This window comes from Flavobacterium sasangense DSM 21067, assembly GCF_000686885.1.
Classification (GTDB): domain Bacteria; phylum Bacteroidota; class Bacteroidia; order Flavobacteriales; family Flavobacteriaceae; genus Flavobacterium; species Flavobacterium sasangense.
This window is the reverse complement of sequence record NZ_JMLU01000028.1, coordinates 1-22,788: the sequence shown is the minus strand read 5'-3', so window position 1 is coordinate 22,788 and position 22,788 is coordinate 1. Positions and strand designations below refer to the sequence as shown.

Genomic DNA, 22,788 nt, shown 5'->3' with positions numbered 1-22,788 from the left:
TTTTATTTTTGTCTCAAAATAGTCTCACATGAAACAAATTATATACAAATTTATTTTCTGCAAAATTTTCGGTTGGAAAGTAATCGGAACAATTGCACCAGAAGTAAAAAAATGTGTGTTAATAGCGGTTCCACATACTAGTTGGTGGGATTTCTTTCTCGGAATTTTCTCTCGTGGAATTCTTAATCTAGAAATTAATTATGTAGCTAAAAAGGAATTATTTGTATTTCCTTTTAATTATTTCTTTACTTGGACAGGAGGAACTCCTCTAAATCGCCAAAAAAACGAGAATAAAGTAGATACAATTGCTAAAATATTTCAAGAAAAAGATGTTTTTAGATTAGCAATCGCACCAGAAGGAACTCGAAAAAAAGTAACCGAATGGAAAACGGGATTTTATTACATGGCATTAAAAGCAAATGTTCCAATTATTCCTGTAGCGTTTGATTACGGAAGAAAACAAGTAGTGTATCACGAACCATTTTACCCAACGGGAAATATTGATGCTGATTTAAAATTTTTAAAATCGTATTACAAAGATGTAATTGGTAAAATTCCTGAAAAAAGTTTTACAGATATTTAAAAAAATAGAACTCTGGAGAAATTCAGAGTTTTTTTATGGTTTATAGTTTTTAAAAGTACCATTTTTAAAAAACACTACAATGCGCTCAATTTCTTCGTGAGAATTATTTTCTGTTTTAGACGATTCTACAGGATTAGGTTCTGAGAGGGTAGAAGCAATTCCTTTTTCTACAGTCGAAAACAAATCAGGTTCCGAATTAGTGTTTTCTACAATTGGTAGTGAAGAAGATTTTTTTTCAATTTCTAAAACTGTTGGAACACCATTTTCTGATTTTGGAAAATTTCCTTTTCCATTCAAAATCCAATACAAATCTACTTCAGGAAAAACCTCAATTACTTTTATAATAAAATCCAAGCTAGGCTTATTTCTACCAGAGAGTAGGTGAGACAGACTCGAACGCTGCACATTGATTTTATCCGCAAATGCAGAAGCCGATAAATTATAATAATCGAGTATGATTTCTAACCGTTTTATAAAATCATCAATGTTTACCATTGTAAATAGTTGTTTTAAATTACAGGGTTACAAATGTAAACAAAGTAAAAGAAATACACAAGTTTACAGATGTAAATAACGATAGATGTATTAAATATAAGCTTTATTTAGATAGTCATAACTAATTGATTAATAAAAAATAGTATATGTAAATAGTGACTAAGTTAATATTGTAAATTAATACGATAAAGGGTAATATAATCTGTAATTAAAACCGTTTACAAAAGTAAATTAATATCAATTTTTACTTGTTTACAAATGTAAAAAAGAAGTTGTTTACATTTGTAAATCAAAATAAAACCATGGATTATTTACAATTAGCAACTCAATATTTAGAGCCGAAACTAAAAGGCAAGTATATTTGTTTAGATTCTGTTTTACCAGTTTTGAAATCGTTAAATTCAGATTTTGAAATTACTCAAATTGGAAAATCGGTTCAAGGAAGAACTATTCATCAAGTAAAAATTGGAACTGGAACAACCAAAATTTTGATGTGGTCGCAAATGCATGGAAATGAATCTACGACTACAAAAGGATTATTTGATTTTTTTAATTTTTTGCAATCGGATAATGAAATTGCAAACCGAATTAAATCGGATTATACCTTATTATGTATTCCTATGCTAAATCCAGATGGTGCTTTCTTATATACGAGAGAAAATGCTAATCAAGTGGATTTAAATAGAGATGCTTTTAATGCTACTCAACCTGAAATGCAAATCTTGCATAGCGTTTATAAAAGTTTTCAGCCAGATTACTGCTATAATTTACACGATCAACGAACTATTTTTGGAACAGAAGGCTTTAGTTTACCTGCAACTGTCTCTTTTTTATCACCAGCTTATAATGAAGAGAGGGAATATAATGAAGTGCGTTTAAAAGCAATCCATATAATAAACAATATGAATAATGCGTTACAACTTTATATTCCAAATCAAGTTGGGCGTTTTGATGATAGTTACAATGTTAATTGTACAGGTGATTATTTCACAACGCAAAACACTCCAACGATTTTATTTGAAGCTGGGCATTATAGAGATGATTATAATAGAGATATTGTAAGAAAATTTATTTTTATTTCGCTTTTAAGTTCATTTAATGGAAGTTACGAAAACGTTATAGTTGATAAAGAATTGAAGAATTATTTGAAGATTCCTCAAAATAACAAATGTTTTTATGATTTTATTTATAAAAATGTCAAAATTATTGACAATAGTGAAGAAAAAATAATTAACTTTGCAGCTCAATATACTGAAGTAATGCAAGATGGTCAGTTAAAATTTGTGGCAACTATCGTTAAAATTGATGATTTGCAGGATTTTAAAGGACATTTAGAATACGATTGTGCAAATGGTTTGTTTGAATCTAATGGGAATTATTTTCCAAAAATAGAAGATAAAGCCGATTTTTTTATCAATAATTTAGCAGAATTTAACAATGGTGTAAAAATTATTTGATAAATTTGCCTCAGTTTTGAATAAAAATCAAAAAATTAACAATTATTACAAGCACTTATGAGCAAGTTTCGTTTAGATGAAGTAGATCATCAAATTTTGGACATGTTGATAGATAACACGAGAGTTCCATTTACAGATATTGCAAAAAAATTATTAATCTCTGCTGGTACTGTTCATGTTAGAGTTAAGAAAATGGAAGATGCGGGTATCATTCAAGGGTCATCTTTAACATTAGACTATGAAAAATTAGGATATTCTTTCATTGCTTATGTTGGGGTTTTTTTGCATAATACGTCTCAAACGAAATTCGTTTTAGAACGAATTAATCAAATTCCTTTTGTAACTGTTGCTCATGTAACTACTGGAAAATTCAATATTTTCTGTAAAATTAGAGCTAAAGATACTAAACACGCTAAAGAAGTTATCTTCATGATTGATGATATCGAAGGGGTGTATAGAACTGAAACCATGATTTCTTTAGAAGAAAGTATCAATGACAAAAAACGATTGATGCATACGATTTTTAAAGAATTGTAAAATATGAAGCCTCTTATGAGGCTTTTTTTATTTCTTTATTTATGAAAAATTTACAACCTAATGAATTTGCTCCCTATTACGAGAATTATATTAAATTAGTTCCGGAGCAAGATATTATAAAAGGACTTACTAAGCAAAAAGGAGAAATGTTGCATTTCTTTAAATCGATTCCTGTTTTTAAACATGAATTTAGATATGCAGAAGGCAAGTGGACGATAAAAGACATTATTCTGCATTTAATTGATGCGGAAAGAATATTTGCTTATCGTGCTTTAAGAATTGCAAGAAATGATAAAACTGTTTTACCAGGTTTTGAAGAAAATGATTATGTTGTTGCTGCAAATGCTAATAATAGAGAATATGAAAGTTTATTAGCAGAATACGAAACGGTACGAAATGCTTCTATAAGTTTATTTGAAACTTTTACAAGTGAAGAATTACTTCGTTTAGGAACAGCTTCAAATAATAGTGTTTCGGTAAGAGCAATTGGATATATTATGTTAGGTCATGAATTGCATCATAAAAACGTAATTTTAGAAAGATATTTATAATAAAAAAGGGATTCAATTTAGAATCCCTTTTTTTATGTATTAATCTTCATCGTCTTCGTCAGCATCATCATCGTCTCCGTCTTCTGAGTCTTCAATATCGTCTGAATTATTTGAATCGTCTTCATCATCATCGTCTTCATCGATATCTAAGTCTTTTAAAGCTCCGATTTTTTCATCTGGTACTACTACAACATCATCTTCGATAATATCATCTTCGTCATAGTTTTCGATTCTATCAGCAAGTTTAGTACTTACTTTTACTAAGTAAATAGTATCTTCTGTACGAACTTCTACAGCTTCAACCGTTTCATTCTTAGCATTTTTAAAACGAATAACATCCGAATCATCATATCCGTCAGGAAATTTCTCAACTAGTAAGGTTAAGATTTCATTTGTTAATTTAGCGTAATCAACAATAACTCTTTTCATTGGGTAGGTTTTAATCTTGTAATTTCGTCAAATGTAATATCCTTAGCTTATATTTTCAAGTAAAATTTAATATTTTTTTTAAAAATTTTACCAGCCTAAAACGTAAGCAAACATCAACGGCGCAACTATCGTAGCATCAGACTCTACGATAAATTTAGGCGTTGTAATATCTAATTTACCCCAAGTAATTTTTTCGTTTGGAACTGCACCAGAATACGAACCATAACTAGTTGTTGAGTCAGAAATCTGACAGAAATAACTCCAAAACGGCACATCATGCATTTCCATATCTTGATATAACATTGGAACTACACAAATAGGGAAGTCTCCTGCGATACCACCACCAATTTGGAAGAAACCAATTCCTTTTCCTTCGCAATTTTTTGTATACCAATCCGCTAACCACATCATGTATTCAACACCACTTTTCATAGTTGTAGCTTTGAACTCACCTTTGATACAGTAAGATGCGAAAATATTACCCATTGTACTATCTTCCCATCCTGGAACTACAATTGGTAAGTTCTTTTCAGCAGCAGCTACCATCCAAGAATCTTTTGGATCGATTTCGTAATATTGCTCTAAAACTCCTGAATTGATCATTTGGTACATGAACTCATGTGGAAAATAACGTTCTCCTTTTGAATCGGCGTTGTTCCAAATATCAAATAAATGTTGTTGTAATCTTCTGAAAGCTTCTTCTTCAGGAATACAAGTATCCGTTACACGATTGTAATGGTTTTCTAATAAATCCCATTCTTCTTGTGGTGATAAATCTCTGTAATTTGGAACTCTTTTGTATGAATTATGAGCTACCAAGTTCATGATATCCTCTTCTAAATTAGCTCCAGTACAAGAAATAATATGTACTTTATCTTGACGAATCATTTCGGCTAATGATTTTCCTAATTCAGCTGTACTCATTGCTCCAGCTAATGTAATCATCATTTTTCCGTTGTCTAATAAATGTTCTTCATATCCTTTTGCTGCATCTACTAAAGCAGCTGAGTTAAAATGAAGATAATGTTTCTCGATAAACTGACTAATTGGTCCTTTGCTCATTACTTTTTATTTTATTGTTCTTTTTTCTTAATGTATCCTAAAATTTCTAAAACGTCTTCGGCTTTCTGTTGCTCTGAAAATACTTCGGTAGCAATAATTCCGTTTTTGTCTTTATCAATTAAAATGTGTTTTGGTTGTGGTAAAATGCAGTGACTTAATCCGCCAAAACCTCCAATAGTTTCTTGATAAGCTCCTGTATTAAAGAATCCGATGTATAATGGTTTTTCTTTGTTGTATTTTGGTAAATAAACCGCATTCATGTGTTGCTCTGAATTGTAATAATCATCACCATCACAAGTAAGTCCTCCAAGTAAAACCCGTTCGTAAGTATCATTCCAGCGATTCACCGCCATCATAACGAAACGTTTGTTAATTGCCCAAGTGTCTGGTAGAGTAGTGATAAAAGAAGAGTCAATCATGTTCCAATTCTCTCTATCATTTTGTTTCTTTTGATATAACACTTGGTACAAAGCACCACCAGATTCACCAACAGTAAACGAGCCGAATTCTGTAAAAATGTGAGGAACAGCAACTTCTGCATCATCACAAGCAATTTTGATTTGATTTAAGATTTCGTCTACCATGTATTGGTAATCGTAATCAAAAGCTAATGAATTTTTAATTGGGAAGCCACCACCAATATTTAAACTATCTAATGAAGGACATTCTTTTTTCAAAGCGATGTACACTTTCATACATTTTAATAATTCGTTCCAATAATATGCCGTATCACGAATACCTGCGTTAATAAAGAAGTGAAGCATTTTTAATTCCACTTTCTTATTGTCTGCAATTTGTTTTCTGTAAAAAGGAACGATGTCTTTATAACCAATTCCTAAACGAGACGTGTAAAACTCAAATTTTGGTTCTTCTTCCGCAGCAATACGAATTCCGATTTTGAATTTCCCATCGATTTCTTCTTGTAATAAATCTAATTCTTCAAAATTATCAATTACCGGAATCGTATTTTTATGTCCATTATTGATTAAACGCGCAATGTTGGTTACATATTGATCGCGTTTAAATCCGTTACAAACAACAAAAGTATTTTTATTGATTTTCCCTTGTTCCATCAAACTTTCAACAATATTAATGTCAAAAGCAGAAGAAGTTTCAAGATGGATATTGTTTTTTAAAGCTTCATTTAAAATGAATTCAAAATGAGAACTTTTAGTACAGTAGCAATAGAAATACTTGGCTTCATAGCCATGTTTTTCCATTGAATTTCTAAACCACATTTTAGCACGGTTGATGTTTTGAGAAATTTTAGGCAAATAGGTAAACTTAAGTGGCGTACCATATTCTTCTACCAATTTCATTAAATCGATACCGTGAAATTGAAGATTGTCTTTGTTTAAAGTAAATTCTTCTTGTGGAAAGTAAAAAGTCTGATTAATTAAGTCGTAATATTTTGTATTCATTTTGAAAAATAAGATTAAAAATTAAAAAAGCTTAAAGCGAACTTGTTTTAAACCTTAATTTTCAAACCCTAATATTTGCAAATCGAATTAATAGTTTTTCACTAAAAGTCTTCGATAACGCGAATAAATCAATTATATGAAAGCAAAAAATAGAAAAGAACAAACGATCAATAATAGACAAGTCAGCATTCCTATTGCTAAGAATTCTGTTGAAATTGTTCGTATAGTTGTTTTCTTTCATGGGCGCAAAGTTAAAAAATAAAATGGCTATTATTTATAGAAAATGTAAAAAAATGATTAAACAGCATAATCTTCAAAAGCTTTGAAAATCAATTCATTATCTGCTTCTTGATTGATTTTGATTTTTCCGATTCCTTCAAGAAGTGCAAATTGTACTTTTCCAAATTCATTTTTTTTATCATAAATCAATAGCTCAATGATTTGATTGATATCGTTTTCATTGAATTCAATGCGTTCAAAAATATCATTTATAATGTATTTAATTTCGTGATATTCTTCATTAGTTAGCCATCCTTTTTCTTTAGAAATATAGCTTTCTAGAATCATTCCTGCAGCAATTGCTTCTCCGTGAAGTAAGCTAGTTTTGTTTTCGTTTTCTAAGAAATAGCTTTCTATTCCATGACCTAAAGTATGTCCAAAATTTAGTGCTTTTCGAATACCATTTTCGGTTAAATCTTCACAAACAATGGTGTTTTTTATTTGAATGGATTGATGAATTAACTCATTTAAATCTTCTGTACTTAAATCCTTTAAGTTTTTAAATTTATCCCAATAGTTCTTATCGAAAATCAACCCATGTTTTAGCATTTCAGCTAATCCGGAGCGCATTTCTCTTTGTGATAAAGTATTTAAAAATTCGGTATCAATAATTACAGCTTTAGGTTCGCGAATAATCCCGATTTGATTTTTTAAATTACCTAAATCAACCCCATTTTTCCCACCAATTGAAGCGTCAACCATAGATAGTAGAGTGGTGGGAATGTTAATAAAATCAATTCCTCTTTTAAATGTACAAGCTACAAATCCTCCCAAATCAGAAATTACGCCACCACCTAAATTGATGATGATACTTTTTCTATCGGCACCTAATTCAGACAAAGCAGCCCAAACTTCGGTACAAGTTGCTATATTTTTATGATTTTCACCCGCTTCTAATTCAATGATTTCGATTTCAATTTCGGTTGCCAAATTATTTAATAAATGAGGTAAACAATACTGCGAGGTATTTTCGTCAACCAAAATAAAAATTCTGGAATAGCTTGAGGGAATAAGATACGAAGCTAGTTTTTCATAGCCTGTTTCATTAAAAAATACGGAATAATTAGTTGCTTGTATCGTTTGCATGAAAATGTGTAAAATTTGACTGCAAAATACGTCATTTTTTATTTATTATTCGATAACTGTGGCGTATATTTGTATCACTTTATTTCAAACACAATGAACACACTATTTAATAATACAGAAGTTGCTTTTGCCTTAAAAAGTGACACCGAGTTAGAAAGAGCTTATTTTTTATTCAAATTAATCGATAGTCAACCTCTAGTTAAAATTGGAACAGCAGTTACTAATTTTGCTTTAAAAGCCCATTTGCCAGTAGAAGGATTGATTCGTTCAACCGTTTTTGATCACTTTTGTGGTGGTGTAAATGAAACCGATTGCCTTCGTGTAGTTGATAAAATGTATACAAAAGGGGTTTCTTCAGTTTTAGATTATTCAGTTGAAGGTAAAGAAGAAGAGGCACAGTTTGATGCTGCTTTGAACATGACTTTAAAAACAATTGAATTTGCTAGAGAAAGAGAAGCTATTCCGTTTGCAGTATTCAAACCAACCGGATTCGGACGTTTAGCATTATACGAAAAAGTAGGAGATAAAGCTCATTTGACAGAAAACGAGCAAAAAGAATGGAACAGAGTAATCGAACGTTTTGATATTGCTTGTAAAACAGCATTTGAAAAAGATGTTTTATTATTGATTGATGCAGAAGAAAGTTGGATGCAAGATGCTGCTGACGCTATTGTAACCGACATGATGCGTAAATACAACAAACAAAAAGCAATTGTATTCAATACATTACAAATGTATCGTTGGGATAGATTAGATTATTTAAAAAATCTTCACGAACAAGCAAAAGCGGAAGGTTTCTACATCGGAATGAAATTAGTACGCGGTGCTTACATGGAAAAAGAAAATGAAAGAGCAGCAGAACGTGGACAAAAATCGCCAATTTGTGTTTCAAAAGAAGCTACCGATATTAATTATGATGCTGCAGTTTCTTACATGGTGGATAATTTAGATATAATGGCTGTTTTTGCAGGAACTCACAACGAAGAAAGTTCATACAAGTTGATGCAATTGATGCAAGAAAAAGGAATTGCTAAAAATGATAAACGTATTTTCTTCGGACAATTATTAGGGATGAGTGATAACATCAGTTTCAATTTAGCTGCAGAAGGATACAATGTTGCAAAATATTTACCCTTTGGACCAGTAAGAGATGTTATGCCTTATTTGATAAGACGTGCAGAGGAAAATACTTCGGTAGCTGGTCAAACTAGTCGAGAACTAACGCTGATTAAGAAAGAAAAAGAACGTAGAAAGTTATAAATGATAAAATCCCGCAGTAGCGGGATTTTTTTTTATGATTTGATATAAATATGATAAAACAAAAAATCCTACATTTCTGTAGGATTTAATTTTGGTGGGCGATGAGGGGTTCGAACTTTCCTCATAATGCACTCATATATAATAAATTATATAAGTCTAAAAATCAAAGGTCTCGATTTTGCTCCTTCATATAGAAACAAACATCACTAAATCTTAATACTGTAAATTTAATAATTTTTATAATCTTCTGCAAATTAATTCATTACTAAATGATACTAAAAAATGAACTGGTTATTTAAGTGTTTATTGGTGCTTTTCTTGATTAAAATTTGTTTTAGTATTAACCCTATTTTAACCAAAAATCAAGTGAGCTACTTGTTCATATTTTATACCTGAATATGTACAGAACTCTTCAATCGTTAGAAACTCATTTTCGAGTTTGTTGAGGTCTTTTTTTATCTTTTGCATTAATCTAGTACTTTGACGATAACTCTTGCCTGTTATACGTTGTATGTCCTTCGGATAGATGCATACCCTCTGATTATTCAATTTCATACTTTATCTATACCTTTGATATAGCTATGCTATACTTCTGACGTGCAGAAAATCTTTTGCAATTTAGTTATAATTTTTCATAATTATTTAATGTGTTTTTATGTTCATTTAAGACACTTGTGTCGATTTTGGACATATGGTACACTTGTGACTTTTTATTTAGGCTAATGCTTTGTAAACTTTGCCTTAATCATTCAAAATGTGGTTGCAACTTATTGAAAGAATGAAGGAGATTTTAGATGAATGTTTAACAAAATTTTGAAGTTATGGCTAGACAGAAAGGCATAATAAAATTGAAAGGTACTATCGGAGATATTACTTTTTACAAAACGCAAGATGGACACTTGGCAAGAGAAAAAGGTGGAATTGACGCGAGTAGAATTGCGAGTGATCCTGCGTTTCAAAGAACTCGTGAGAATGGCTCCGAGTTTGGTAGAGCTGGTAAGGCAGGAAAAATGCTAAGAACTGCTTTACGACCATTGCTTTTAAATTCTGCTGATGGTAGAATGGTAAGTCGTTTGACACAAGCAATGGTTAAAGTTATCCAAGCAGATACAACTAGTGATAGAGGTTTGCGTAAAGTTATTGATGGAGAAGCTGAATTGTTATTTGGTTTTGAATTTAATATTCGTGGTAAGCTAGGAACCACTTTGTTTGCTCCGTTTGTGGCAACTATTGACCGTGTGGCTGGTGAAATTACTGTGGATTTGGCATCATTTATTCCTGCGAATATGATTGCTGCTCCAAGTGGAACTACTCACTACAAAATCATTTCTGGTGGAGCTGAAATTGATTTTGAAGCTGAAACGTATGTGGTAGCTACTTCTGAAACGGCAATTTTGCCTTGGGATGGAACTGCTACTGCTCCAATTAACCAAGTGAATGCGGTTACAGCTAACTCAACTAAGCCATTGTTTTTGGCTTTAGGTGTTGAGTTCTACCAAGAGATTAATGGGCAAATGTATCCATTGAAAAATGGTGCTTTTAACCCATTATCGATTGCGAAAGTTGATAGCGGTGTGTAATGGTTATTTGGTTAACTAGAACTTATTTCCCTGAAGGAACGAATGGTAAACTCGAATGCGAAGGCAAATTGATTTGCAATACAATCGAATTGCCGTGGAAGATGAACGAAACGAAGGTTTCCTGTATTCCGGAAGGGAAATATTTTATTAGAAAGCGATATAGTGCAAAATACAAATGGCATTTAGAATTAGTGGATGTGCCGAATAGAAAGTTTATTCTTTTTCATCCTGCTAATAATGCTCAAAAAGAATTGCAAGGTTGTATTGCTCCTGTTACTAAACTTTCTGGACCTGGTTTAGGTTTAATGTCGAGAAAAGCTTTTACGAAGCTAAAAGACTTTGTTTACAAAGCTTTGGACAATAAAGAAAGTGTTGAATTAATTATCCAATCTTAAAAATAGATTATGAAAAAAATCATTAATAGAGCAAAAGCTCCCACACCAAAGTTTTTCAAAGTGCTTCGAACTGTTGGGTTGGCATTAGCTGCCGTTGGAGGAACTATTTTAGCAGCTCCAATTGCTTTACCCGCGATTGTAACTACCATTGGCGGTTATGTTGCAGTAGCTGGTGGAGTTTTGTCAGCTGCAAGTCAGCTTACTACAACTGATGACAGCCAATAATCCCATATTGATGGGAACTGCTGGAGGCACATTTTTAAGTATTGTACCTAATCTTTCTTCTGATGATATTGCCAAAACGGTTATCTTAGCTACCGTTGGAGCCGTTGTCAGTTTTACGATTTCGTTACTGCTTAAAAGTCTAAATAAGAAGCACAAAAAATAAGTTTAGCCCAAGTTGTGGTGACCTTTGGGTTAAACAAAAAGAAAGCCTAGTTGTGAGACTAGGCTTTTATGATATAAATTAATTTTGAATGATATTAATGTATGTAATATTTATACTATTTGATTAGAAAATTATTGTCTAAAATTCAAATCCAAATAATGTACCTGATTCATTTTTGTCATTTAATTCCAATACAATTTCAGATTTATTAAAATAAATAAATTCATCACTCTCATTTACTGGTAAATCAGATTTAATAACAGATAATATATATTGAATATCATTGACCTTTGCAATATTATCAATTAATTCTAATAACCTTATTTTGATTCCGTTATCTTGCTGTGATAAAACATCATCATGATAAACAAAACGATAATATGATTCAAAATTATATGCTACTAAAATAGCCAAGTCAAACACTACACATAATATTTTCTTATATGTTCTTCCTTCGTCTTTGGCTGTATCTTTAGATAAATGATCTTTGGTTTTTATTGTAGGTTGTTTAAAATCTACATTATTATTCGAATTTATAGACCACGAAATATAAGTGTCTTCATTCATTATTTCTAAAAAATACTTTGAAAACAAATCTCTAATTTGCTTATACTTTACATTCTTTTCTGTATTATTACTGAAATTTTTAAGTTGCTTTACAGTACCCTCAATTTCATTTTTAAGCATTTCTTTTAACTCATCTTTCTCGATAATTACATCAATGATTCTCAAACGCTCTTGTAATTGAATTAGCTCCGATTCAAGCCTAGCCAACTCTTTTTGATATTCTTTTAATCTTCTAAAAGTATCTGTATCTTTTAAAAAACTTAATAAATTCTCTTTTTTATCATTATATTCTTTTAATTCATTATTAATCAGATTTAACTCATCACTTTTATCTTTGAGTGTTTTCTTTAGCAATCTGTTTCTATCTTTCGTTAATTCTTCATTGAAAGTAATTAACTCTTGATAGTCCTTTTTCAAGGAATCAGAAAAGTATATTTTAGATTCTAAAAATACTTTTTCAACCTTTGCTAAATCGAAAGCAAAATTGTTCTTAATTGAATTTTGTAGTTTATTTATATCAAAACTTAAGTTATAAGAAAGAGTATTAAGTCTTGAAATTTTATTCTCTATTTCATCAATCCCTTTTTCAATTAAACTCTGATCTTGCTCATAGAAATTTAACTGATCTATCTTCTGTCCGGCTTCATCGGTCTTATTTTTCTGAAGACTTATTTGTGCTATAATCTCATCACGGTCAGTTTCGTTAACTGAAAAGTCTTTTTTTAAATGTTTTATTTGAATGTCAATTTTTTCTTGTTCCGCATCATTTTCATATTTCTTCCGCAAGACTTCACCATCAAATCCTAACAAATCAAACATGAAGGGCTTCCAATCAATATCTTTTCCTCCTTTAAACTTTGACAATCTATATACATCCTCATAATCTGGCTGCATTCGAATACAATAATTTATTGCCTTTCTGTAGTCGTAAAGTTTATTTTTAAAAAAATCAAATCTTATATATTCAGCTAATTTCTTTTTAGCAGCATCACCACCTAAATCTTCAAACTGCCAAACTGATGGAGGTGTGTAACCTTCAGTTCTTTGATTATTAATGCTAAAAGATGCTTTAGAATGAGTATCTATTGATCTCTTAATAGTTAAAAAACTACCATCATTCAAAAAAATTTCTAAGTAAAAAACATGATTAATAAAAATTGAATTCCCTTTTTCATCTTTTAACTTTAACAAAAAATGGTTTTTGTCAATTTGTTTTATTAACAAATAATCAATCAACTCAGCTAATTTAGTTTTTCCTAAATCATGTGAATTTTTTTTATCTTTTAGGTCTGTTAATACATCAGCGTATACAACGTTTAGTCCTTTAAGATTAAACGTGATATTTTTAAATCGACTATCGTTACAATATAGTTTACTTAATTTCATTAGCTCTAAAAGAATCTGTTGTTTGTTCGTAGTTCAACTTACCCAATAAAAATAAAAAATTTAAAGCATAAGGAAAATTCATTTTTGCCTCATCTCCAAGCGTGTCTGTAATTTTATTTAACAAATTGTCGTATTGAATAGAATAGAAGACATTAAGTTCAGATAAAATAACCGTACTTATGTTTAGAATAGAATATTTTGGATTAGTATGTCTGTCTGGCTTTATCATTTAACACCTATTAAACATTCATAATACATATAATGTAATAAAGTAAAAATATGTCTTTTCCCTTTTAATTTATTTCCGTCAGAAATTTTCTTAAATATAAAAACAAATATTTCTTCAAACGATGCAAAGTTAGTTCTTTTTAATTGAATTAAATTTCTTAATTCGGCAGCTATATCGAAGTATTGTTCTTTAAATTCTTCATTTCTTGTATCTCCAAGGAAGGATTCTATTTTCTCAAAATCTTGCAAAGAATGACTTAATATTTCATTTTCATAATACTCTTTACTCAATTGATTTTTCTTATTCTTCTCTTCAATTTTGACTCTATCGAAATTAAATTTAATCCTGTAAACTTCTGCTTCTAGGAGTGTTTTAATGTTTGGTAACTCATTGTGAAATTCTAATATTATATCTTTTATCTCTTCTTCTGAAAAATCAAAAGGAATATGATGTAAATCTAGTTTAAATTCTTTTATTATATCCTTATTTGAATTTATATATAAATCATTTAATGTTTCTTTTCCTATAATTGCAACATATTCTACACCAGTTTCATTTTTAATCTTTTTTACTAAATCATCACCTTTAATACCCGTAAATTTTCTATTAGTAAATATTAAATAACAATCTATTTCACCACCATCTTTTAATTTTTTAACCTTTATAATTTCCTTATCAATAATACTTGTAAACTCAGAGTCAGAACAGGAAGCAATAGGATTTGATGTATGCTTTGCTTGTATTATGAATTTCCCGTTCCAAAATTTAACTTCTGAAGGATATTTATTTGCTTGACCTGTAAATTTACCATCTTTCCCTCCATCTTTCCCAGGAGTAAAAGAAACGACACCCATTCCTAAAATATTTTGACAAATCCTATTTACAAGTTTTTCAAAAGTGTCTTCATCTAAAAGTTCTAAACGATAATCCATTCAAGTAATAATATATTTAACGAAAATAGTACTTTTAATTAATATTATGCTAATTATTTAAAAAAACCAAGTCGTAAGATCTGGCTTTTTTTATTTGTTGCGATACCTCATCAAAATCGCATTACGAAGTTCATTGATTAAGTGAATATTTTTTGCGTGATGGGCTTCTTGTTCTTGCAGCAGCTTGAGTGCTTGGATGTTTTTATGATGCAGCTCGTGTTCACGCATTAATCGGGTTGCTTTTGGGTTGAACTCTTTTTTGAATTCATATAGCGATAAGAACGGAATAACGGAACCCCTGAGGTATTGGTGCCAGAATTTGGATTTCCATAGGCTCATGGCTATCCAAAAAATGTCTTCTTTTTGAGCTTCGGTTTGAAATACTAAAACAAAGCTGTTTGTAAAAGCTTCATTGCTAGGTTTTCCGCTATTTAGTCCTTTTGATAATACGAAAAAGTGCGGTTTGGCATAGTGCGCCCCAGGTTGGTGGGTTTTGATAAAAATTGTGTCCATAATACAAGGATTTAAAAGGTCAACTTCCTTCGTCTTTCCTTCGTGACTGCCTGAAATGTGAATGGAAACCGAGATACCTCACACACATTTTTGCAAAAGAAAAAAGGAAAAAAAAGAAAGCCTTCTTGCCTTGTGGAGGGTTTCAAAAAAGCAAGTTTTACGGGTAAAATACTACCCAAAAGCGTCTGTGGAAACGCTAAGTGGATGTGGTGCTATTGAAAATGTATGGGTGGAGATTTTATCCGGAACCGGAGGCTTGAACTTGCTTTTTTGAATACCCGGAACAAACCTTTGGCTTCTTTTTTATCCTTTTTTTTGTAAAAATGTTTACCTCAAATGTTATTGTGAACTATGGTTTTAGGAGTGTTCAATCGGGATTCGTAAACAAGGGTGTGGTTTTCTTTTTTTGCTAGACGACCTCGACTACGCTCGGTTTGACAATATTTCTTTGTGAATAGGAGAAAAAAGAAAAACACACTCTTGTAGTATTTTGATTTTTGAGGATGCTTTGAAAGTGTTCAGTGTTCAGTTTTTAGTATTCAGTGGAGAGCGAGAACTGGAAATGGGAGGCATTTTCAAAAAACAATGAAAATTACTACAGCGTGAGCGTTCCTATTTTCTTTCGGGTGGGTGCGGCTGGGAGCGGATATTTTACATAATAACCCTTATAACTGCCGCTGGAGGAGCAATGGGTGTTGGAAGGAATTATAAGGTTTATTATGTAATAATAGCTTGGGAGTGGTTTTTGGGTGTTTTTAGCGTTTGTTTTTGGGTTGGATGTAAGTGGATAAAAAAAGGCGGACTGTGTGCGAGGGGTTGGGAAAACAGGGAGCCTTTTTTTATTGACTTACTTTGGGGAAAACAAGTGCTAAAAACACACAAAATACCACAGGAGCGTTGGGGAGCGTTGGGGAGCGTTGGACTGGGTGGGTAAAACTACTTTAGCGAAGCGTTCCTATTTCATTTTATATGAAATTAACCCTTCGACAAGCTCAGGGCAGGCTATGAAGCAAACATATAATTCATTGCTAGGAATACTTGGATTAGGAGCAATTTTTGTATAGGTGAATGAGGTAATGATTATTTAATATTTTATTCGGTAATTAAGTAATGACCACAGCCAGCATCATTGATTAGATTTATCCATCTTTTTTCTCTTGTCCAATATTTATCACCAGGTTGTACATAAGCAAGTATTGCAAAATCATACCAGTCATTTGCTTGAACCTTCATTTGACTTGTTTCAAGAGTCTTGAAAAAATGATCTAAAGTTTTTATCAATAATTCAATAGTATCTAGTTCAAATCCATCAATATTTACCTCATCTTTTGTTGATTGCTCAACACAAAAATTAATGAATTCTGCAGTTATTTGATAAGTGTCTATTTTTTTATGTGCTTTTTTATCTAAAATTCTATTTCTAATATTTTCAGCTTCATCATTAAACAATTTTGCAACTTCATCTAAATTCTTTCTACCTGCTAAAATTTCTTCTTTAAAAACTTCCTTCTTTTCAGTATCTATTGAATGACCTTTGGCGAACTTTGATGTAAATTCTAGCCATTGACCAATTTCTGAAATTATATCATATTTAAATTCTTGTTTTAGTTTAGCTAAATATATAAATGGTGGTTCGTAAATTGCGTTTTCTTTAAATTTAAATAACATTTGAATTGCTTTTCTTGACAATTCTTCTTTGTCTATTAGATTTTCTGATTTTGATAATTCATGAATATTTACAAATGTCGGATTGATAGGTTCTTTACTAAACTGTTCAAACAATTCTTTGTCTTGACCAAGACCATACCAAATATTTGTATCTGCTATTATTTTCACTATTTAATTAAGTTGTTTTGTAATTAATATTTATAAAAATATGATGTAAAATTGTGCCTGATTTATGAATGGAATTTGCAATTTTGACAGCAGATAATTTCATTTTATAATCATTGGTTACATCAATAATTGATTCAAATTCAAAACCAATAGGGTACTTTGTCTTAGGTACTATATTTTTTTTATAATCATCCCAGTTTTGATCAAATGTTTTTCCTTTAACTTCTCCAGTATCATAAACCATGATGGTCATTGCTTCTTTTTTATGATGATAATCAAATAGCTTATTTATATGTTCTTTTGCGGTTGTACTTCCTCTATATATAAAAGCTTCGCAAATTTGTATTGCTTGATTATTACGATTCATTATTGGTAAATCTCTTTCTCCAGGTTGAAAACTATTTCCCCCATCTTTTGGGGCAGAATATCCACCTCTTGATTGTGCACCAACATGCCAACCCCAAGGATTAATTCTAGCATCAATAAGTACTTCCATTATATCGTTGTATTTATCTTCATTTTTTATTTCGGAAATAGATTTTATTTTTTCGAGCATCTTATTTGAAGCAGTCACAACTTCATTTACAATGAATTCATCTAATTTTTCTTTATCATTAATATCATCAGGAATAATCCGCACTAACTTATTCGGGGTACTTGAAAAGATTTTGTGATAAAAAGACTTTAATTCATCAATATTATCAATGCCACTGATCAAACTATCAATTTCTGCAAGAAATTCAAATGGTGTTTCAGAAGAAGATTGATGATATTTATAAGCTGTTTCTTTCAATATTAATGCTTCATCAAGTTTCTTTTGTTTAACAAGGTTCTCAATTTTAAGCTTAAGAATATTTGGATACATTCTTATTGGCAACTCTAAATTTTGAAAAACTTTTTCAAACTCATCAACCTTTTCCAATCTATTCAATAAGTCCAAGACAGATAAAGACTCTGTGTTATCTTTTAAGTCAAAGCTTGAATCATCATACACTCCTCGATATTCTTTCCATTCTTCATAAGCCTCTCTATAGAAGTCAATCTTAATTTCCTTATCAGCCCAATTTACTTTGGCGACCATTCTATTTAAAGCAAATGAATAGTAATCGGGATAATGTTTAACTAATTCATTAAAGATATTATAGGCTTTCTCAGGCTCTGATTGAATGTATATTAACGCTGTATAGAAACGCTTGTATACGGAATAAGGTAATTTTCTGGAATCATAAAAATTATCCTTTCCAGGATCTTCTATAGTTTTAATAGCTGATAGATCAGTTTTAAAATAAGCTAGTAATAATTTCGTAGTAAATAATAGCTCTTTGTAATTAAGTTCTTTTCTACGTTGCAAAACTTTTTCTTCCCAATATTTTACAGCTTCTTCCGCCTGCTCTATTAGCTCTGGGTAACGAGAAATTTTCAATAAAACATTTTCAATCTCGGGAATCCAGCTAAAGTTTTCTAAAAACTCTCTGATATTAATGTTCTTTATTTTTTCTAGCAACAGTTTCTTCGCTCCTTCCGATGTACTGCTTTCTAGCAGTTCAAGAATTTTGGTTAAATCTCCATTATTTACTATTAAATTAACAACCTTCTCTTTATCCGAAAACCAGTTGATTGCTCTAAACAGTTGGGGCATTAATGCTTCCTTATCTGTATTTTGAAATTGACGCTCTTCACTGTAGCCAAATAAATCAATAGATTTATCTTCAGGGTCATAATTTGAATATTGAGAAATATAATCAACAATTTGACCTTCTATTCTTCTCTTTATTTCTAGAATTTTCTCTTCTTCAAAACCATAAGGAGTTGGTGTTTCAATAATTTTCCTTAATACTTGTAATAATACACCAATATGTGTTCTTAACTTTTGTACACCAAAGCTATTTTCTTTATCATATTTGCCTTTACTTTTATCAATTTCGATTCGTGGAGAAAGAAATGAATTTAATTTTCCTGCTTTTGATATAAAATAAACAGGATATAGCCACTCTAAAAAACCAACGGTTTCTATTTTTTCACTCCACAAGGGAATTCCAATCTCATCTTTATCATCAAAGAAATTATATTTTGTTATTTCTTTCTTTTCTATGATCTCTAAGTAGGATTTATAAAACTCATTTATGAGTTTTTCTATTTCTATACCTGATTTTGTAAAATCATTCTTAAACTTCCAATATGTTGAAATTTTCAATAACCAAATTAGTCCATCCCATTGTAACATCGGGAACCGAATTGTACCATTATTATATTTAGGCTTTATTTTGAGATTTCTGAATAAGTCAGACAATTCTTCATAAATATATGGTAGAAGATAGTCTTGATTATACGAAGAAAACCTTGCTGAATTGATTTTATAATTCTCAAGCAATGTTAAATATTCGTATTCCCTGTTATTCAAATTATCAGCATTCTTAGGGTTATTCTGATAATTGTAAATTCTATATTTATCCTTATTTATAACCAGATATAGATTAAAGATTAATGTGGCTATTTCTTGTTTAGACGCATTCTCCTTAATTAACTGTTTCAAGGTAAATGAAATAGATTCTATCCATATTTTGCTTTCAAAATAGTCCCTGTGTTCAGCATTATATTCTAGCTGATCTAATATTATAAAACACATAGAACAAATATCTTTCTCAAAAAGTAAATGTGGAATGACTTCTGGTCTATGGTATCTTATCACACGGGAAACTTTCCAAACTAAATAGGGTTTATTTATACCCGCTCTTAGTAAATCTTTTATACTCTTGCAATGTTCAATTTTATAATCATCCTCATCTAATTCATTTTCAATCCTATGATATTCCTCATCTTGCACAACTACCAAATAAATCAAAAAACCAATTTCATTTCTTGTTGATTGATCATGTAAATAAGTTCTGCTTGCTCTATCTTCCCATGATTCTAAACTATTAAGAACCTGAAATAAATCATCATTGTTTAAAGAAAACTCACTGTCCCTTTTCAGACTTCTTTCGGAAAGAATAAAAATTTCATTTCGATGTTCTCCTTCTAGTTTTACTTTTTTGAATTCATCATCACACCCTTCTATGTCTTTTTCATTGATAATAGAAGCAAATGCTGCATCTAATAACCTTTTTGCAGATGAAGAGGTTAAGTATTGATATGGATTTGGGTAGCTTTCCCAATAGTGAACTTTATAAGTCCAATTAATAAGTCTTTCACTATCATCTTGAAATGTCGAATCGTCAAGTAACAATTGCCAGAGATAAGCAGATATCTTATTCTCTAAACCTGACCAATATCTAGGTTCCGGATTGTAAAATTCAATTCTAAAATCATCATCAATCTTAATTAATAATCTTTGACTTATTAATTGCTCTATAGTAGGAGTTCTTGAAAATGTATTTTTATGTGCAAAATGGATATCTGTAAAATCAGATACATTTATTTTTATTTCCTTCCTATCTGAGAGATGCTTTCTTAAAGCGTTCAGAAATATAAAATCATCCCAATATTCCAAATACGGCTTGAAATATGATTCCATATCAGAAAACCCTATTTCATTATCTTTTTCACTAGACCATCTATTAAATAATATCCCTTTTATATTAATTGATAGGCTATTTGCTTTTTCATATTCTGCAATCTTATCCAACAGGAACTCCCTTGAAAACTTCTTTTTAGATTCAAAACGCTCAGGTTTATTATCTTCTTGAAGTTTACAAATAAATTTAAGTTCTCCTCTAAAATCGGTAATTTCATCAAATCTGTAGCAGAAAGAATCAATTGCACCTGAAAGTTTAACTTGCCCTAAGATTTCCCGTAACCAATATCGATCAAATAAAGATTTATCATTAATCTCTACGCCATAAGTTTGTTCAAAGTCAACTTTAAATTTCTGAAAATCAGACTTAGTAAATGAAAAATCATAGGAAGCCTTATGCAAAACTTTAGAAAGGAATAATGATGCATTCCATAAGTTATCTGCATCAGCTACTTCTTTATCTTCTCTATGTTTTTCATTTTTTATCTGTAAGCTGCTTTTTATAAGTTGTGTGAGCTTATTAACTTCATCGTGATACATATGGACTAGCAAAGATTATGAAGTAAAATCATGTTCAAAGGCATTTCTCGACAAGTACAACATAAAGTTCTGAAGCAAATCATCTGAATACGGTGATTTATAATGTCTTTCTCTCTTAATTTCAAAAGAAAATGTACGGGTTCCTTCATCATAATTATTGATATGATTTAAATTAAAACCATCAAAATTCTCTAATGAATAAATACTCTCTTCTAATACTTTTAAATTTCTGGTTAGATTGTCTTTTTCTTCTCTTAAAGGTTTTACTTTTTCAAATACTTGAATCTTTTCTTCTTTTCCAAGATTTTTTAAATCCTTTGTTAGTTCTCTAATATTACCGAGAATTTCTTCAATTTTTGGGGTTATTGATTTTTCAATATAAAGATAAGCACTTATCTTACCTTCAACTTCTGTTAGCCTTTCATATATATTTTGATAACGTTTCTTCCAAGGAAAATGAATAACATCATTATCTAATTCTGGAATTGTCATATTAATAAAAGAATCTCCAGTTTCATTAAAAACAGTTAAATCAAGATAATCCAGTGAAAGAACTTTAAACTCAGGAAAATAAGCACAAAGAACTTTTTCAGGAGTATTAGTTGGAGATAAAACTTCTTGTTTTGTGTGATTCAATTGCTCTTTTGAAAATTCTTTAAGAGGAATTAAAAAAGCATTGTTATAATTTTTACTTCTTGAACCACATTCGGTATCTTTTGCTCTTATAGCAAGATTACATGGCTGAACCAATAGCACAAAAAGTTTTTCTTTTATGTTAAAAATATCCCCATTAGATATTGGTAAGTGAAGTTTATTAACAAGGTCTCCTTTTAAGTATAATTCACTATTTCTTAAATCAATTAGCTGCTGATTGGGTATTTTTGAAATGTACCCTGTTTCCGCATTGTCTATTAATCTAATTCTTTCTATGGAACTATTAAATTTCTTTCTGATATCAGAATCTGAAATCATATTGAAATTTTCTTCTTTAGACAATATACCATAAAGTCTGAAAAGTGTACTTACTTCCCAAACCCCTTCCTTTAAAGACGATTTTTGAATAATCTGATTAAATGTTTTTGGCGTTATTTCATCAATTCTTTGCCAAGCTTTTTCATTCGATTTTTTCAAAACATCTGCTGATTCTTGCTTTAAAACTTCAACGTGAGGTTGCAACAATAGATTTTTTATGCCTTCAGAAAATCCAGCAATAAGAGGGTCAAAATAATAACGATATTTTGATACTGTATAAAATTTAGCTTTATTAATCCTGTATTGGGCTGCATATTCTAATCTAATTTCATCTTCTTGTTCTTCTCTGAACTTATGAGAAAAGATTCCACACACTACCTTTTCACTAACATCTTCTTGCTCTAAGAGTAGATGTGCTAACTGGGCACCATTTCTGCCCTCAATTAACTTATTTCCACTTTGAAATTCTGTACGTCTTCAAACTAAATTGGACTTTTGCTAAGAGAGTATTTAGTTAATAATTCAAAGATAAAAGATTTTTTTGATTAGTTGTTAATTTTGATTTTTGGTACTCATTTCTTCGGTTTATAATAGCCATTTTCTTTAATCGTTCACGTTCTTTTAAAATTAATTCACCTCTTCCAAAATACACGTCTGCAGGAGTTAAGTTGTTTAATGATTCATGATAGCGTTCATTGTTATAACGATAAACAAACTTTTCTAAAGCAGCTTCTAATTCTTCTGGAGCGAAGTAATTATCAAGTTTTACAACATTT

At 30.5% G+C, this 22,788-nt stretch carries 22 protein-coding genes; 9 read left to right on the top strand and 13 right to left on the bottom strand.

Annotated elements, in window-relative coordinates; all coding sequences use genetic code 11:
* Positions 1-28: 28 nt before the first annotated feature.
* Positions 29-583 (top strand): 1-acyl-sn-glycerol-3-phosphate acyltransferase, encoded by a 555-nt coding sequence (locus tag BP92_RS0111605; RefSeq protein ID WP_026726213.1) that lies wholly within the window; start codon positions 29-31, stop codon positions 581-583.
* A gap of 33 nt (positions 584-616) precedes the next feature.
* Here the strand turns inward: BP92_RS0111605 and BP92_RS0111600 are convergent, their stop codons facing one another.
* Positions 617-1,078 (bottom strand): helix-turn-helix domain-containing protein, encoded by a 462-nt coding sequence (locus BP92_RS0111600; RefSeq protein WP_026726212.1) that lies wholly within the window; start codon positions 1,076-1,078, stop codon positions 617-619.
* A 302-nt stretch (positions 1,079-1,380) separates the two neighbouring features.
* On the opposite strand from BP92_RS0111600, the gene BP92_RS0111595 reads away from it, so the two are divergent.
* Genes BP92_RS0111595 through BP92_RS0111585 form a run of 3 tightly spaced genes read left to right on the top strand, consistent with a single transcriptional unit; the run spans position 1,381 to position 3,623 of the window.
* Positions 1,381-2,535, top strand: a complete 1,155-nt coding sequence (locus tag BP92_RS0111595; RefSeq protein ID WP_026726211.1) for a M14 family metallopeptidase — start codon at positions 1,381-1,383, stop codon at positions 2,533-2,535.
* A 57-nt stretch (positions 2,536-2,592) separates the two neighbouring features.
* Entirely contained in the window at positions 2,593-3,072 is a 480-nt protein-coding gene (locus BP92_RS0111590) for an Lrp/AsnC family transcriptional regulator (RefSeq protein WP_026726210.1), read from the top strand.
* Positions 3,073-3,113: 41 nt separating this feature from the next.
* Positions 3,114-3,623 (top strand): DinB family protein, encoded by a 510-nt coding sequence (locus tag BP92_RS0111585; protein WP_026726209.1) that lies wholly within the window; start codon positions 3,114-3,116, stop codon positions 3,621-3,623.
* A 39-nt stretch (positions 3,624-3,662) separates the two neighbouring features.
* On the opposite strand, the gene BP92_RS17125 is transcribed toward BP92_RS0111585, so the two are convergent.
* The 4 genes from BP92_RS17125 to aroB all read right to left on the bottom strand — a co-directional run bounded on the left by BP92_RS17125 (position 3,663) and on the right by aroB (position 7,900).
* Positions 3,663-4,052 (bottom strand): hypothetical protein, encoded by a 390-nt coding sequence (locus BP92_RS17125; RefSeq protein WP_026726208.1) that lies wholly within the window; start codon positions 4,050-4,052, stop codon positions 3,663-3,665.
* Positions 4,053-4,139: 87 nt separating this feature from the next.
* Positions 4,140-5,114, bottom strand: a complete 975-nt coding sequence (locus BP92_RS0111575) for a deoxyhypusine synthase family protein (RefSeq protein WP_026726207.1) — start codon at positions 5,112-5,114, stop codon at positions 4,140-4,142.
* Positions 5,115-5,125: 11 nt separating this feature from the next.
* Entirely contained in the window at positions 5,126-6,535 is a 1,410-nt protein-coding gene (locus BP92_RS0111570; RefSeq protein WP_026726206.1) for a type III PLP-dependent enzyme domain-containing protein, read from the bottom strand.
* 297 nt (positions 6,536-6,832) lie between these two features.
* Complete coding sequence (gene aroB, locus BP92_RS0111565; RefSeq protein ID WP_026726205.1) at positions 6,833-7,900, bottom strand: 3-dehydroquinate synthase; 1,068 nt, start codon at positions 7,898-7,900, stop codon at positions 6,833-6,835.
* Positions 7,901-7,993: 93 nt separating this feature from the next.
* On the opposite strand from aroB, the gene BP92_RS0111560 reads away from it, so the two are divergent.
* The 5 genes from BP92_RS0111560 to BP92_RS17120 all read left to right on the top strand — a co-directional run bounded on the left by BP92_RS0111560 (position 7,994) and on the right by BP92_RS17120 (position 11,523).
* Positions 7,994-9,160, top strand: a complete 1,167-nt coding sequence (locus BP92_RS0111560) for a proline dehydrogenase family protein (RefSeq protein ID WP_026726204.1) — start codon at positions 7,994-7,996, stop codon at positions 9,158-9,160.
* Positions 9,161-9,981: 821 nt separating this feature from the next.
* Positions 9,982-10,740 (top strand): hypothetical protein, encoded by a 759-nt coding sequence (locus BP92_RS0111555; RefSeq protein ID WP_026726203.1) that lies wholly within the window; start codon positions 9,982-9,984, stop codon positions 10,738-10,740.
* Complete coding sequence (locus BP92_RS0111550) at positions 10,740-11,135, top strand: DUF5675 family protein (protein ID WP_026726202.1); 396 nt, start codon at positions 10,740-10,742, stop codon at positions 11,133-11,135. Before BP92_RS0111555 ends, BP92_RS0111550 begins: the two co-directional genes overlap by 1 nt.
* A 9-nt stretch (positions 11,136-11,144) precedes the next feature.
* On the top strand, positions 11,145-11,360 hold the full coding sequence (locus BP92_RS0111545) for a hypothetical protein (protein ID WP_026726201.1): 216 nt from the start codon (positions 11,145-11,147) through the stop codon (positions 11,358-11,360).
* Complete coding sequence (locus tag BP92_RS17120; RefSeq protein WP_160169128.1) at positions 11,347-11,523, top strand: hypothetical protein; 177 nt, start codon at positions 11,347-11,349, stop codon at positions 11,521-11,523. Before BP92_RS0111545 ends, BP92_RS17120 begins: the two co-directional genes overlap by 14 nt.
* A gap of 138 nt (positions 11,524-11,661) precedes the next feature.
* Here BP92_RS17120 and BP92_RS0111535 read toward each other — a convergent pair whose 3' ends face one another.
* From BP92_RS0111535 to BP92_RS16220, 8 genes are all read right to left on the bottom strand, one after another.
* Complete coding sequence (locus BP92_RS0111535; protein ID WP_026726200.1) at positions 11,662-13,476, bottom strand: DUF2326 domain-containing protein; 1,815 nt, start codon at positions 13,474-13,476, stop codon at positions 11,662-11,664.
* The gene (locus tag BP92_RS0111530) at positions 13,463-13,705 is read right to left on the bottom strand and encodes an ABC-three component system middle component 8 (protein ID WP_026726199.1); all 243 of its coding nucleotides are present in this window, start codon (positions 13,703-13,705) and stop codon (positions 13,463-13,465) included. Before BP92_RS0111530 ends, BP92_RS0111535 begins: the two co-directional genes overlap by 14 nt.
* The gene (locus BP92_RS0111525; protein ID WP_026726198.1) at positions 13,702-14,637 is read right to left on the bottom strand and encodes an ABC-three component system protein; all 936 of its coding nucleotides are present in this window, start codon (positions 14,635-14,637) and stop codon (positions 13,702-13,704) included. Before BP92_RS0111525 ends, BP92_RS0111530 begins: the two co-directional genes overlap by 4 nt.
* A 90-nt stretch (positions 14,638-14,727) precedes the next feature.
* Positions 14,728-15,150, bottom strand: coding sequence for a DUF6943 family protein (locus BP92_RS0111520; protein ID WP_026726197.1), 423 nt, complete (start codon positions 15,148-15,150; stop codon positions 14,728-14,730).
* Positions 15,151-16,242: 1,092 nt separating this feature from the next.
* On the bottom strand, positions 16,243-16,986 hold the full coding sequence (locus BP92_RS0111505; RefSeq protein ID WP_026726194.1) for a hypothetical protein: 744 nt from the start codon (positions 16,984-16,986) through the stop codon (positions 16,243-16,245).
* Positions 16,987-16,993: 7 nt separating this feature from the next.
* Positions 16,994-21,040, bottom strand: a complete 4,047-nt coding sequence (locus BP92_RS0111500) for an outer membrane protein assembly factor BamD (protein WP_026726193.1) — start codon at positions 21,038-21,040, stop codon at positions 16,994-16,996.
* A 15-nt stretch (positions 21,041-21,055) separates the two neighbouring features.
* Entirely contained in the window at positions 21,056-22,387 is a 1,332-nt protein-coding gene (locus tag BP92_RS0111495) for a hypothetical protein (protein ID WP_026726192.1), read from the bottom strand.
* A 139-nt stretch (positions 22,388-22,526) separates the two neighbouring features.
* The coding region (locus BP92_RS16220; RefSeq protein ID WP_084329726.1) for an integrase core domain-containing protein at positions 22,527-22,788 on the bottom strand (262 nt) is incomplete at its 5' end.

Coding starts and splice junctions, on each gene's coding strand:
- BP92_RS0111535 (WP_026726200.1), bottom strand. CDS start 13,476: ATGAAATTAAGTAAACTATATTGTAACGATAGTCGATTTAAAAATATC.
- BP92_RS0111570 (WP_026726206.1), bottom strand. CDS start 6,535: ATGAATACAAAATATTACGACTTAATTAATCAGACTTTTTACTTTCCA.
- BP92_RS0111560 (WP_026726204.1), top strand. CDS start 7,994: ATGAACACACTATTTAATAATACAGAAGTTGCTTTTGCCTTAAAAAGT.
- BP92_RS0111600 (WP_026726212.1), bottom strand. CDS start 1,078: ATGGTAAACATTGATGATTTTATAAAACGGTTAGAAATCATACTCGAT.
- BP92_RS17125 (WP_026726208.1), bottom strand. CDS start 4,052: ATGAAAAGAGTTATTGTTGATTACGCTAAATTAACAAATGAAATCTTA.
- BP92_RS0111605 (WP_026726213.1), top strand. CDS start 29: ATGAAACAAATTATATACAAATTTATTTTCTGCAAAATTTTCGGTTGG.
- BP92_RS0111590 (WP_026726210.1), top strand. CDS start 2,593: ATGAGCAAGTTTCGTTTAGATGAAGTAGATCATCAAATTTTGGACATG.
- BP92_RS17120 (WP_160169128.1), top strand. CDS start 11,347: ATGACAGCCAATAATCCCATATTGATGGGAACTGCTGGAGGCACATTT.
- BP92_RS0111520 (WP_026726197.1), bottom strand. CDS start 15,150: ATGGACACAATTTTTATCAAAACCCACCAACCTGGGGCGCACTATGCC.
- BP92_RS0111550 (WP_026726202.1), top strand. CDS start 10,740: ATGGTTATTTGGTTAACTAGAACTTATTTCCCTGAAGGAACGAATGGT.
- BP92_RS0111545 (WP_026726201.1), top strand. CDS start 11,145: ATGAAAAAAATCATTAATAGAGCAAAAGCTCCCACACCAAAGTTTTTC.
- BP92_RS0111500 (WP_026726193.1), bottom strand. CDS start 21,040: ATGTATCACGATGAAGTTAATAAGCTCACACAACTTATAAAAAGCAGC.
- BP92_RS0111555 (WP_026726203.1), top strand. CDS start 9,982: ATGGCTAGACAGAAAGGCATAATAAAATTGAAAGGTACTATCGGAGAT.
- BP92_RS0111595 (WP_026726211.1), top strand. CDS start 1,381: ATGGATTATTTACAATTAGCAACTCAATATTTAGAGCCGAAACTAAAA.
- BP92_RS0111530 (WP_026726199.1), bottom strand. CDS start 13,705: ATGATAAAGCCAGACAGACATACTAATCCAAAATATTCTATTCTAAAC.
- aroB (WP_026726205.1), bottom strand. CDS start 7,900: ATGCAAACGATACAAGCAACTAATTATTCCGTATTTTTTAATGAAACA.
- BP92_RS0111575 (WP_026726207.1), bottom strand. CDS start 5,114: ATGAGCAAAGGACCAATTAGTCAGTTTATCGAGAAACATTATCTTCAT.
- BP92_RS0111585 (WP_026726209.1), top strand. CDS start 3,114: ATGAAAAATTTACAACCTAATGAATTTGCTCCCTATTACGAGAATTAT.
- BP92_RS0111525 (WP_026726198.1), bottom strand. CDS start 14,637: ATGGATTATCGTTTAGAACTTTTAGATGAAGACACTTTTGAAAAACTT.